The sequence below is a fragment of the Micromonospora sp. RTBAU3-60 genome, assembly GCF_054963695.1.
On record NZ_JBUEGB010000036.1, the window covers coordinates 15,476 to 27,959 of the forward strand.

Consider the following 12,484-nt stretch of genomic DNA (forward strand, 5'->3'; position numbering starts at 1 on the left):
AAGCGTGATCAACTTCCGCTACCACGTGGTGTCCCTGACCGCGGTGTTCCTGGCGCTGGCGATCGGCCTGGTGGTCGGCACCGCCGCGCTGAACGGGCCGGTCGCCGACTCGCTCAAGGAGAACGTCAACGCGCTGCGCAAGGACAACCAGCAGATGCGCCAGACGGTCAACAGCCTCCAGAAGGAACTGGACATGGAGGAGGAGTTCGCCGGCCAGACGGCGCAGATCCTGCTCCCCGGCAAGCTGAACGGCCGCCGGGTGCTGGTGGTCGACCTGCCCAGCGGCCGGGACCACACCGACGGTGTGGTGAAGATGCTCCAGCTCGCCGGGGCCAACGTCACCGGCCGGATCGACATCCAGGACAAGTTCATCAACCCGGACAGCAACAACAGCCTGCTGGAGCTGGCCGTCACCGCCGCCCGCCCGGCCAGCGTGCCCACCTCCGGCCTGCCGGCCAACCTGCACGGCGTGGAGACCTCCAGCGCGCTGCTGGCCAGCGTCCTGCTCGACCGGCCGCAGGGCAGCCCGCCGGTCACCGACGCGGACCGCCGGGCGGTGCTGCAGGTGTACGCGACCGCCGGCTACCTCACCCCGCAGGACAAGGTCTCCGGGGCGGCCGAGGCGGTGGTGCTGGTCAGCGGGCAGCCGTACGTCGACAAGGACTCGGCGAAGAAGGACGAGTCGGTGGTGAAGATGGCCGAGCAGTTCGACAAGAACAGCGCGGTCGTGGTCGGCGGCATGGGCGCGGCCGGGGGAAACGTGGTCGCCGTGGTCCGCGGCGACCCGGTGCTGTCGCAGAACATCTCGACGGTCGACAACGCCAACACCGTGCAGGGTCAGGTCGTCACCGCGCTCGCCATGGTGCAGCAGCTGACGGAGAAGAAGGCCGGCCAGTACGGCGTCGGTGACAACGCCGCGGCGCTGCTGCCTAAACTGCCGCAGTGAGCGGGGCGGGTGTCCGTTCTGCACCGCGTCGCGTTGGGTATCCGGATCGGAGGGGTCGCGTGAGACTGGGTCGGCTGCTGGCCGTCGGCGCGGGGGCGGTCGCCGCCCGCTACGTGCTGCGGGAGGTGCGTACCTCCCCGGGCGCGCCGGCGCTCGAACGCACCAACTTCCGCGGCCGCACGGTCACCCTGGCGGCCGGCCCGGCCCTGGCGGTCGGGGCCGCCACCGCGGGCGCGCTCGGCGCGGGCAGCGCCCCCGCCGGCGCCGCCGCCCTGGTCGCCGGGGTGGGTGCCGGCACGGTCGGGCTGTACGACGACATCGTCGGCGCGCGCCCCGAGCAGAAGGCGGCCAAGGGCTTCGCCGGGCACCTCGCCGCGCTGCGCGAGGGCCGGGTCACCGCCGGACTCGTCAAGATCATCGGGGTGGGGGCGGCCGGTCTCGGCGCGGCCGCGCTGCTCGCCGCCGACCGCCGGGTCGCCGCCCACCCCCGCCGGCAGCGCGCCAGCGCCTTCGGCCGCGGGCTCGACGTGCTGCTCGGCGCCGGCGTGGTGGCTGGCACCGCCAACCTGGTCAACCTGCTCGACCTGCGCCCCGGCCGGGCGCTGAAGTCGGGGATGCTGCTCGGCACGCCGCTGGCCACCGGCCCGTACGGCGGCATCGCCGCGGGCGCGGTCGGCGCCGCCGCCGGGCTGATCCGGGAGGACCTCGACGAGCGGGTGATGCTCGGCGACAGCGGCGCGAACGCGCTCGGCGCGCTGCTCGGGGTGAGCCTGGCCGCGCGTACCGGGCCGCTGGGCCGGGCCGGCGTGCTCGCCGTGCTCGCCGCCCTCACCGCCGCCAGCGAGAAGGTCAGCTTCACGCAGGTGATCCAGCGGACCCCGGGGCTGCGGGAACTGGACGCGCTGGGCCGGCTCGACGCCTGACGTGACGAAACCGGCACCCCTCGCCGGCGCCGGCCGGGTGGCCGGGGCGGCCGCACTCATCGCCGTCCTCACCGTGGTCAGCCGGCTCGCCGGCTTCGGCCGGACCGCCGTCTTCACCTGGGTTGTCGAGCGCAGCGACCTCGGCGGCATGTACGTGATCGCCAACACGGTCCCGAACATCATCTTCGAGATCGTCGCCGGCGGTGCCCTCGCCAGCCTCGTCGTGCCGCTGCTGGCCCGACCGGTCGAGGCGGGCGACCGCCGCGAGGTGGCTGCCATCACCGGAGCCCTGTTGACCTGGACGCTGACCCTCCTCGTGCCGCTCGCCATCCTGGTCGCACTGCTGGCCGGACCGATTGTCGGGCTGCTCAGCGAGGGCCGCTCACCGGCCGAGCTGGCTGCGGGTGCTCGGATGCTGCAGGTCTTCGCCCCGCAGCTGCCGCTGTACGGCGTCGGCATCGTGCTGACCGGGGTGCTCCAGGCACACCGCCGGTTCGCCTGGCCGGTGATCGCCCCGCTGCTGTCCAGCGTCACGGTCATCCTCGCCTACGTCGCCTTCGGCTTCGTCGAAGGGCGGGACGTCAGCGTGGCCCGGGTCAGCCGTGCCGGCGAGCTGATCTTGTCGGGGGGCACCACCATCGGGGTGGTGGTGCTGTCGCTGTCGCTGCTGGTGCCGCTGAGTCGGCTGGGGCTGCGGCTACGACCCGGGTACGCCTTTCCGGCCGAGGCCCGGATGAAGGTCGGCGGGCTGGCCGTGGCGGGCGCGGTGGCGGTGACCGCCCAGCAACTGGCCCTGGCGGTGATTCTGAAGCGGGTTTCCGGCGGCCCGGTCGGTTCCCCCCAGGTCTACAACCTGGCGCAGACGATGTACCTGCTGCCGTGGTCGGTCCTGGCCGTGCCGCTGGCGGTGGCGGCCTACCCAACTCTCGCTGCTGCCGCCGTCGGCGGGGACGATGCGGGATACCGGAAGACGTTGGCATCCGCCACGCGAGGCGTGTTGTTGTTCAGCTGTCTGGGTGCGGCGGCTCTGGTTGGCACCGCCGAGGCGGTGGGCCATTTCTTCCCGCTCGGGGCTGGGCAGACGGCGGCGGCCATCGTCGGCTTCGCGCCCGGTCTGATCGGCTACGGGCTTTTCGCGATCCTGTCGCGGGCGCTCTACGCGCGCGGCGCGACCCGGTCGGCCACCGCCGCGATCACGATCGGCTGGCTGGCCGTCCCGGTGGCGGCCGTGCCGCTGTCGGCCGTGCTGCACCAAAGCGACCGGGTGCTGGCGGTGACCCTGGCCAACTCGGTCGGGATGCTGCTCCTCGGCGGCCTGCTGCTCGCCGCCGTGGCCCGCTCCGCCGGCCGGGCCGCCCTCGCCGGCGTCGGTCGGGCCGGGGCCGCCGGCCTGCTCGCCGCGGCGGTCGCCGGGCTCGGCGGGGCCGCCACCGCCCGCTGGCTCGCCGGCCTCGTGACCCCGACGACACCCGCGGCGCTCGTGCAGGGCATGCTGTCCGGGGTCGTGGTCGGCGCCGTGTTCCTCGCCGTAGCCTGGCTGACCGACGCGCGGGACGTGCGGCCGCTGCTCGCGGCCGTGACCCGTCGGCTCGGGCGACGCCGGTCGCCGGCCGACACGCCGGAGGAGCAACGCCCCCCGGAGCGGGGCGACGGGAAGGAGACTCTTACGCGGTGAGCGCGAGGAGTGAGCCGGGTCCGCGAGCCCCGCGGTCGCGAACGGAGGGCAGGCACGGTGCGCGCGAGGAGTGAGCCGGGTTTGCGAGCCCCGCAGTCGCGAACGGAGGCGAGGCGATGACGGACGCCTCGTCTGCGCCGCGGTGGCACGGCTCGGTGGCCCTGGTGCTCGCCTCCAGCACCGGCGGGGTGGGTCAGCACGTCCGCTCGGTGGCCCGCGGTCTGACCGCCGCCGGCGCCTCCGTGCTGGTCTGCGGCCCGGCCGCCACGCAGGACCAGTTCGACTTCACCGGGGTGGGTGCCCGGTTCGCGCCGGTGGAGATCCCGGCCAGCCCCACGCCGGCCGACGCGCGGGCGGTCGCCGCGCTGCGTCAGGCGCTGTCCGGCGCCGAGGTCGACGTCGTGCACGCCCACGGGCTGCGGGCCGGCCTGGTCGCCGTCCTCGCCCGGCCGGCCGCCCCGGTGGTGGTCACCTGGCACAACGCCGTCCTCGCCGGCGGGCTGCGCGGCCGGCTGTCCCGGCTCGTCGAGCGGATCGTGGCCCGCTCCGCCCGGGTCGCCCTGGGCGCCTCCGCAGACCTGGTGGAGCGGGCCGCCGCCCTGGGCGCCGCCGACGCCCGGCTCGCCCCGGTCGCCGCGCCGACGCTGCCCCCGCCGCGCCGCCGCCGGGCCGCCGTCCGCGCCGAGTTCGGGGTCACCCCCGACCGTCCGCTGATCCTGTCGGTGGGCCGGCTGCACCCGCAGAAGCGGTACGACATCCTGGTGGACGCCGCCGCCCGGTGGCGGACCCGGAACCCGGCGCCGGTGGTGGTGATCGCCGGCAGCGGGCCCGCGTACCTCCAGCTCGCCGCGCGGATCTCGGCCGTCCGGGCCCCGGTGACCCTGCTCGGGCACCGCACCGACGTGGCCGACCTGCTCGCCGGCGCCGACCTGGCCGTGGTGACCAGCGACTGGGAGGCCCGCCAGTTGTTCGCCCAGGAGGCGTTGCGCGCCGGCGTACCGCTGGTGGCGACCGCCGTCGGTGGCCTGCCGGAGCTGGTCGGTGACGGCGCGGTGATGATTCCCGCGGGCGACGTCGACGCGGTGGACGAGGCGGTCCGCGCCCTGCTGGACGACGAGGCCGGGCGGGCCGACCTGGCCCGTCGGGGCGCCGCCCGGGCGGCGACCTGGCCGACCGAGGCGGACACGGTGGCCACCCTGGCCGCCCTCTACGCCGAACTGGCGCCCGAGCCGTCGACGAGGACCCGGTGATGCTGCGTCGACTGACCCCGGTCCTGCTGACCCTGCTGGTGGTGGTGCTCGGCGTCACCGCGCTGGCCGCCCGGCCACCGGCCGGCAACCCTGGCCGCAGCGCCGACTTCGTGGTGCTGGCCGGGGCGGCCGGGCTGCGCTGGGACGACGTGGACCCGCAGACCACCCCCACGCTGTGGCGGATGGCGGAGCAGGGCTCGATCGGCTCCCTCTCGGTACGCTCCGCGCACCGGCCCACCTGCCCGGTCGACGGCTGGCTCACCCTCGGGGCGGGCAACTTCGCCGCCTGGAACGGCAGCCGCTCGGCGGCCGGCTGCCCGGCCACCGGGGTGACTGTCGAGCAGCCCGACGGCATCGGCGCCAACCTGCCCGACCAGGAGAGCGTCGTCGCGTACAACCAGGACAAGCTGACCTGGGGGGCCACCCCGGGCGCGCTGTCCGAGTCGGTGCGCTGCTCGGTGGCGGTCGGGCCGGGCGCCGCGGTGGCCGCCGCCCGCCCGTTCGGCCGGGTCGACCGGTACGAGCCGGTCCTGCCCGCCGATCCGGCGCAGCTGCTCGGCTCGTGCGTGCTGAGCATCGTCGACCTCGGCAGCGTCGACGGGGAGAACCCGGCGACCCGGGCCGCCCAGGCCCGGCAGGTGGACGCCCAGCTCGCCCGGGTGCTCGCCGCTCGGCCCGCCCGCTCGACGGTGCTGGTCGCCGGCGTCGGCGACACCGACCCGCCGTCCCGGCTGCACGTGGCCGTCGCCGACGGCCCGGGCTGGGAGCGGGGCTGGCTGACCTCGCCGAGCACCGGCCGGGAGGGCTACCTGCAACTGGTCGACCTGGCGCCGACCGCCCTCGCCGTGCTGGGCCGGCCGGTGCCCGAGCGGCTCTTCCTCGGCCGGGCCGCCGTCTCGGTCGGCGACCGGCCGGACGACCTGCGTACCGCGATCGACGCGCCGGCCGACGCGGACCGCGAGGCCGCCGCGCAGCGCCGGGTCGCCGGCTGGTTCTTCGGCCTGCTCGCCGCCGCCCAGGTGGCCCTCGCCGTGGCGGTGCTGCCGTTGCTGCGCCGGGCCCGCCGGCACGCCGGCCCGCACGGACCCGAACCGGTGTCCCGGCGGGTGGTGGCGGCCGTGGAGCTGCTGCTGATCGCCGCCGCGCTCGCCGTGCCGGCCGCCCTGCTCGCCGACGCGGCGCCGTGGTGGCGGGGCGAGCACGCCGGGTGGTGGTTCGCCCTGGTGACCGCCCTGCTGATCGTCGGCGGCACGGCCGCCGTCCGGTTCAGTCCGGGGCACGACCGCACCCTCGGCCCGCTCGGCGCGGTGGCCGGCCTGGCCACCCTGGTGGTCGGGGTGGACGTGCTCACCGGCTCCCGGTTGCAGCTCAACGGCGTGGTCGGCTACTCGGCCCTGGAGGGCGGCCGGTACACCGGGCTCGGCACCGTCGGGCTCGGCGTGTTCATCGCCGGCTCGCTGCTGTGCGGCGGCTGGCTGGCGCAGCGGGTGCGCCGCGCCTGGCGCCCCATGGTGATGGTCGCGGTCGGCGGCGCCGCCGTGGTCATCGTGGGCAGCCCGTACCTGGGGGCGGACTCGATCGGTGCGATCGCGCTCACCGCCGGGGTGAGCGTCGCCGCCGCGATCTGCACCGGCGGCTGGCTGACGGTGAGCCGGCTGGCCTGGGCCACCATGGCCGGGCTGGCGCTCACCATCGGCTACGCGGTCGTGGATCTGCGCCGCCCGGCGGTCGAGCGGGGGAGTGTCGGCCGCTTCCTCGCCGCCCTCGGCGACGGCACCGGCGGGCTCACCGTGCACCGCTCCAGCGCCGCCAACCTGCAGACGCTGGTGGACAGCCCGCTCACCGTGCTGGCCCTGGCCGGCGCCGCGCTGGTCTGGCTGGCCCTGCTCCAGCCCTGGGGCGGCCTGATGCGGCTGTTCGGCATCTACCCGGCGGTCCGGGCGGCGATGGCCGGCACCGGCGTGGCCGCCGGCGTCGGCGGGCTGCTGGGCGGCTCGGCGCTGGACGTGGCCGGCGCGGCGGGCGCGCTGGTGGTGCCGATGGCGGCCCTGGCGGCCCTGCGGGTGCTCGACCACTCCACCGACCGCACCCAGCCCGGCACCGACCGACCGGGTGACGAGAGCGGCACCTGGCTGGCCGGCCCCGGCGACGGCGGCTACGGGGGTGGTCACTCGCCCCGATCCGCCGACCCGGGCGCCCGGCCGGCCGCCGGCGCCGGCCGGTCCGACGACTCCGGGCCGGACGACGGTACGGGGGCGCGGGCCCAGGCGCGCCCGGTCCGGGTGCCCGCCCCGGCCCGCCGGGCATCGACGGAGCTCCCCACGGCGTGAGCCGGACCCGGCTTCACGTGCGCCGACGCCGGGTGCGACACCGGTCCGGGCCGGGAAACGTGTTACCGTGGAATCCCGTGGATCGCGTGATCACTTCGGTGATCGGCACGGCGGTTCGCACGACCGCTACGGACGACACGGGAGCAGGCCTTGGCCCCTTCAGCACGGACGACCAGGCACATTTTCGTCACCGGGGGCGTCGCCTCCTCGCTGGGTAAGGGCCTCACCGCCTCCAGCCTCGGCAACCTGCTGACCGCGCGCGGGCTGCGCGTGGTGATGCAGAAGCTCGACCCGTACCTCAACGTCGACCCGGGGACGATGAACCCGTTCCAGCACGGCGAGGTCTTCGTCACCGAGGACGGCGCCGAGACCGACCTCGACGTCGGCCACTACGAGCGGTTCCTCGACCGGGACCTGTCGGGCAAGGCGAACGTCACCACCGGGCAGATCTACTCGGCGGTGATCGCCAAGGAGCGGCGCGGCGAGTACCTCGGCGACACGGTCCAGGTGATCCCGCACATCACCAACGAGATCAAGTCGCGGATCCTCGGCATGGGCGAGCCGGACGCCGACGGCCAGGTGCCCGACATCGTGATCACCGAGGTCGGCGGCACGGTCGGCGACATCGAGTCGCTGCCGTTCCTCGAGGCGATCCGGCAGGTCCGCCACGACCTGGGCCGGGACAACTGCTTCTACCTGCACGTCTCGCTGGTGCCGTACCTGGCGCCGTCCGGCGAGCTGAAGACCAAGCCGACCCAGCACTCGGTGGCGCAGCTGCGCAGCATCGGCATCCAGCCGGACGCCCTGGTGCTGCGCTGCGACCGGGACATCCCGGACAAGGTCAAGGAGAAGCTCTCCCTCTACTGCGACGTGGACCGGGAGGCGGTCACCGCCGCCCCGGACGCGCCCAGCATCTACGACATCCCCAAGGTGCTGCACCGCGAGGGCCTCGACGCGTACGTGGTGCGCCGGCTCGGCGTCTCGTTCCGCGACGTCGACTGGTCCCGCTGGGACGACCTGCTGGAGCGGGTGCACCAGCCGCGCCACACGGTGACCGTGGCGCTGGTCGGCAAGTACGTCGACCTGCCCGACGCGTACCTGTCGGTGAGCGAGGCGATCCGGGCGGCCGGCTTCGGCCACCGGGCCCGGGTGCAGCTGCGCTGGGTGCCCAGCGACGACTGCGTCACCCCGGCCGGCGCGGCGGCCGCGCTGGCCGGCGTGGACGGGATCGTCATCCCGGGCGGGTTCGGCGTCCGCGGCATCGAAGGCAAGATCGGCACCGCCCGGTACGCCCGGGAGAACGGCATCCCGCTGCTCGGCCTCTGCCTCGGCCTGCAGTGCATGACCATCGAGGTGGCCCGCCACCTGGCCGGCCTCGACGGGGCGAACTCGCTGGAGTTCGACGAGGAGGCCCGGCACCCGGTCATCGCCACCATGGCCGACCAGGAGGACATCGTCGCCGGCAAGGGTGACCTGGGCGGCACCATGCGGCTCGGGGCGTACCCGGCGAAGCTGGCCGAGGGGTCGCTGGTCGCCGAGGCGTACGGCAGCACCGAGGTCAGCGAGCGGCACCGGCACCGGTACGAGGTGAACAACGCCTACCGCGACCAGCTCACCAAGGCCGGCCTGCAGATCTCGGGCACCTCGCCGGACGGCCGGCTGGTCGAGTTCATCGAGCTGGACCGGAAGCTGCACCCGTTCTTCGTGGCCACCCAGGCGCATCCGGAGCTGAAGAGCCGGCCGACCCGGCCGCACCCGCTGTTCGCCGGGTTCGTCAAGGCCGCCGTCGCGTACTCCCAGGCCGACCAGCTCCCGGTCGACCTGGAGACCGCCCCGCCGGAGGCCGCGGCCGCGAAGGCGAGCCGCAACGGCGCCGCCGCCACGGCGAAGGCGGCGTCCGCGTCGTGAGCGAGCGAACCATTCGGCTCAGCAGCGAGGCGGCGGCGTGAGCGGCGTCGAGCACCGCTACGAGGTGACCGCGCACCGGGAGATCTGGTCCGGCCGGATCTTCCAGGTGGTCAGCGACGACGTCACCATGCCCGGCGGCGGCACCGCGGCCCGCGACTACGTCACCCACGTCGGCGCGGTGGCCGTGGTGGCGCTGGACGACGTCGGCCAGGTGGTGCTGATCCGGCAGTACCGGCACCCGGTCGGCCGGCACCTGTGGGAGCTGCCGGCCGGGCTGACGGACGTCAGCGGCGAGGACCTGGCCGCCGCGGCGGCCCGGGAGTTGGCCGAGGAGGCCGATCTGACCGCCGGCACCGTCGACGTCCTGGTCGACCTGCACACCTCGCCCGGCTTCTCCAACGAGGCGGTCCGGGTCTTCCTGGCCCGCGACCTCGCCGACGTGCCCGCCGAGCAGCGGCACGACCGGCGCGACGAGGAGGCCGACCTGCAGGTGGTCCGGGTCGGTCTCGACGAGGCGGTGCGGATGGTGCTGGCCGGCGAGATCACCAACGCGGCCGCCGTGGCGGGGCTGCTCGCCGCCGCCCGGGCCCGGGAGACCGGCTTCACCGAGCTGCGCCGGCCGGGGGCGCCGCCGCCTCGCTGAGCCGGACCGGACAGACCAAGGGGCCGCGCGGTGACACCGCGCGGCCCCTTTTCGTTGTATCGCCGCTCAGTCGCGCAGCGGGCGTCCCTGACCGTCGACACCGCCGTTGATCAGGATCAGGATGCCGTCGATGAAGCCCCAGATGCCGCCGGCACCACAGGTCACGAGGCTCACCACGAGCTGGAGCACACCCATCTTGGTGTCGCCCATGTAGAAGCGGCCGGCGCCGAGCCAGCCGAGCAGGATGCCGAGGATGCCCGCGACGACCTTGCTCTTGTCGGAGACGCCCTGCGGCGGGTACTGCTGGTAAGGAGGAGTGGTCATGAGCGGACACCATAGTGATCCACTGCCGTCCTGTCCGCATTCGAACGCCAACGGTGGGACGATGTTTATCCAATAGTGTCCTGACGGCTGAGGCGGACTCCACCGCCCAGTCCGGTTCATGCCTGACACATCGTCAGGACCACCGGGCACCGGATGTCACTGTGCTGCCCTCCGCGGAGTTCGTACGGGCCTAGACTGCCGCCGGGCGGGACCGGTGGACCGCGTCGGCAATGGGGCCGCCGCGGCGCCGCGCATTCGGGGGTGAGCAGCCCCGAAGGAAGGTGTCTGCATCGTGAAGGTCGGAATCCCCCGCGAGGTCAAGAACCACGAGTACCGGGTGGCGATCACGCCCGCGGGCGTCAACGAGTTCACCCGCCACGGCCACGAGGTGTTCGTCGAGTCCGGCGCGGGCGTCGGTTCCAGCATCACCGACGACGAGTTCACCGCCGCGGGCGCGAAGATTCTGCCCACCGCCGACGAGGTCTGGGACGCCGCCGAGCTGGTGCTCAAGGTCAAGGAGCCGATCGCCGAGGAGTACCACCGGATGCGCGAGGGGCAGGTGCTCTTCACCTACCTGCACCTGGCCGCGTCCCGGGAGTGCACCGACGCGCTGCTCGACCGCAAGGTCACCGGCATCGCGTACGAGACCGTCGAGCTGCCCGACCGCTCGCTGCCGCTGCTCGCCCCGATGTCCGAGGTGGCCGGCCGGCTCGCCCCGCAGGTCGGCGCCTTCTACATGATGCGCACCGGCGGCGGCCGGGGCGTGCTGCCCGGCGGCGTCTCCGGCGTGTACGCCGCCAAGACCGTGGTCATCGGCGCCGGCGTCTCCGGCATGAACGCCGCCGCCATCGCGCTCGGCATGCAGTCCGAGGTGCTGCTGCTGGACAAGAACGTGGCCCGGCTGCGCCAGGCCGACGCCATCTACCGCGGCCACCTGCAGACCGTCGCCTCCAACGCGTACGAGATCGAGCGGGCCGTGCTCGACGCGGACCTGGTGATCGGCGCGGTGCTGGTGCCCGGCGCGAAGGCGCCGAAGCTCATCTCCAACGAGCTGGTCTCCCGGATGAAGCCGGGCAGCGTGCTCGTCGACATCGCCATCGACCAGGGTGGCTGCTTCGAGGACTCGCGTCCCACCACGCACGCCGACCCGGTCTACAAGGTGCACGAGTCGATCTTCTACTGCGTGGCGAACATGCCCGGGGCGGTGCCGAACACCAGCACCCACGCGCTGACCAACGTCACCCTGCCGTACGCGCTGGAGCTGGCCAACCGCGGCTGGCGGGAGGCGCTGCGCGCCGACCCGGCGCTGGCCCTGGGCCTGAACACGCACGCCGGCCAGGTGGTCTACGGCCCGGTCGCCGAGGCGCACGGCATGGACGTCCTGCCGCTGGCCGAGGTGATCGGCTGAGGGGTGGCAAGCTGACCAGCACTGTGGACGGGGTCGGCGCGGAACCCGCGCCGGCCCTGCGCCGTGCCGTCCGGGGCTACCTGGACCACCTCACCGTCGAGCGGGGACTGTCCGCGAACACCCTCGCGTCGTACCGCCGTGACCTGGCGCGCTACCTCGCCACCCTGGCCGCCGCCGGAGTGACCGACCTGGCCGCCGTCGGCGCCGCCGAGGTCGAGGGGCACCTGGCCCGGCTGCGGGCCGGCGACGCCGAGCACCCGCCGCTGGCGGTGTCCTCGGCCGCCCGCGCCGCCAGCGCCGTCCGCGGCCTGCACCGCTTCGCGCTGCGCGAGGGCCTGGCCGGCGCCGACCCCAGCCGCGACGTCCGCCCGCCCACCCCGCCGCGCCGGCTGCCCCGCGCCCTGCCGGTCGAGGACGTGGTCCGGTTGCTGGAGACCGCCGGCCCGGTCATCGCCACCGGCGACGCGGCGCCCCGCGCGCTGCGTGACCGGGCGCTGCTGGAGTTCCTGTACGGCACCGGGGCGCGCATCTCCGAGGCGGTCGGCGCCGCGGTGGACGACCTGGACCCCGACGCGGGCACGGTGCTGCTGCGCGGCAAGGGCGGGCGGACCCGCCTGGTCCCGATCGGCGGGTACGCCGTCGAGGCGCTGCGCGCCTGGCTGGTCCGGGGTCGTCCGGCGCTGCTCGCGGCGGGGCGGGGCACGCCGGCGGTCTTCGTCAACGCCCGGGGCGGGCCGCTGACCCGGCAGGGCGCCTGGACCGTCCTGCGCCGCGCGGCCGAGCGGGCCGGCCTGCCGGTGGACGGCAGCGACGCCGTCTCCCCGCACACCCTGCGCCACTCCTACGCCACCCACCTGCTCGACGGCGGCGCCGACGTCCGGGTGGTGCAGGAACTGCTCGGCCACGCCTCGGTGACCACCACCCAGGTGTACACGTTGGTCACTGTGGAGCGGCTGCGTGAGGTGTACGCGACGGCCCACCCGCGGGCGCGCGGCTGACCTGTTCGGACCGCCTGGCCGCCTCGGGCCGGCCGACACGCCGACCCGGTACCGAACGCGCTGCTGGCGGGTGGCGTAC

The 12,484-nt window shown here is 75.0% G+C and carries 10 protein-coding genes; 9 read left to right on the forward strand and 1 reads right to left on the reverse strand.

All coding sequences use genetic code 11. The features are described from left to right. Positions 1-4 precede the first annotated feature (4 nt). From ACY34I_RS27070 to ACY34I_RS27100, 7 genes are all read left to right on the forward strand, one after another. Positions 5-946 carry a copper transporter gene (locus tag ACY34I_RS27070; protein WP_462757842.1) on the forward strand — a complete coding sequence of 314 codons (942 nt, stop codon included), beginning with the start codon at positions 5-7 and terminating at the stop codon, positions 944-946. A gap of 59 nt (positions 947-1,005) precedes the next feature. After that, positions 1,006-1,869, forward strand: a complete 864-nt coding sequence (locus ACY34I_RS27075) for a hypothetical protein (RefSeq protein ID WP_462757843.1) — start codon at positions 1,006-1,008, stop codon at positions 1,867-1,869. Between the two features lies 1 nt (position 1,870). Continuing rightward, positions 1,871-3,544: a murein biosynthesis integral membrane protein MurJ gene (gene murJ / locus ACY34I_RS27080; protein WP_462757844.1), complete on the forward strand. Its 1,674-nt coding sequence runs from the start codon at positions 1,871-1,873 to the stop codon at positions 3,542-3,544. A gap of 116 nt (positions 3,545-3,660) precedes the next feature. Then, positions 3,661-4,794, forward strand: coding sequence for a glycosyltransferase family 4 protein (locus tag ACY34I_RS27085; RefSeq protein WP_462757845.1), 1,134 nt, complete (start codon positions 3,661-3,663; stop codon positions 4,792-4,794). Beyond that, a complete protein-coding gene (locus ACY34I_RS27090) occupies positions 4,794-7,124 on the forward strand; it encodes a hypothetical protein (protein ID WP_462757846.1) in 2,331 nt (776 codons plus the stop codon). The genes ACY34I_RS27085 and ACY34I_RS27090 overlap by 1 nt, the downstream gene beginning before the upstream one ends. A gap of 150 nt (positions 7,125-7,274) precedes the next feature. Next, a complete protein-coding gene (locus ACY34I_RS27095) occupies positions 7,275-9,032 on the forward strand; it encodes a CTP synthase (protein WP_462757847.1) in 1,758 nt (585 codons plus the stop codon). 37 nt (positions 9,033-9,069) lie between these two features. After that, positions 9,070-9,675 carry an NUDIX domain-containing protein gene (locus ACY34I_RS27100; protein WP_462757848.1) on the forward strand — a complete coding sequence of 202 codons (606 nt, stop codon included), beginning with the start codon at positions 9,070-9,072 and terminating at the stop codon, positions 9,673-9,675. Positions 9,676-9,741: 66 nt separating this feature from the next. On the opposite strand, the gene ACY34I_RS27105 is transcribed toward ACY34I_RS27100, so the two are convergent. After that, complete coding sequence (locus ACY34I_RS27105; protein WP_462757849.1) at positions 9,742-9,999, reverse strand: TM2 domain-containing protein; 258 nt, start codon at positions 9,997-9,999, stop codon at positions 9,742-9,744. Positions 10,000-10,291: 292 nt separating this feature from the next. Between ACY34I_RS27105 and ald the strand changes: the two genes are divergently transcribed. Both ald and ACY34I_RS27115 read left to right on the forward strand, forming a co-directional pair. Then, complete coding sequence (gene ald, locus ACY34I_RS27110; protein ID WP_462757850.1) at positions 10,292-11,407, forward strand: alanine dehydrogenase; 1,116 nt, start codon at positions 10,292-10,294, stop codon at positions 11,405-11,407. 23 nt (positions 11,408-11,430) lie between these two features. After that, on the forward strand, positions 11,431-12,405 hold the full coding sequence (locus tag ACY34I_RS27115; protein ID WP_462757851.1) for a site-specific tyrosine recombinase XerD: 975 nt from the start codon (positions 11,431-11,433) through the stop codon (positions 12,403-12,405). Positions 12,406-12,484: the final 79 nt, after the last annotated feature.

What these genes read in the sequence shown, in the direction of transcription:
- ACY34I_RS27105 (WP_462757849.1), bottom strand. Translation starts at nt 9,999, where the DNA reads ATGACCACTCCTCCTTACCAGCAGTACCCGCCGCAGGGCGTCTCCGAC.
- ACY34I_RS27085 (WP_462757845.1), top strand. Translation starts at nt 3,661, where the DNA reads ATGACGGACGCCTCGTCTGCGCCGCGGTGGCACGGCTCGGTGGCCCTG.
- ACY34I_RS27090 (WP_462757846.1), top strand. Translation starts at nt 4,794, where the DNA reads ATGCTGCGTCGACTGACCCCGGTCCTGCTGACCCTGCTGGTGGTGGTG.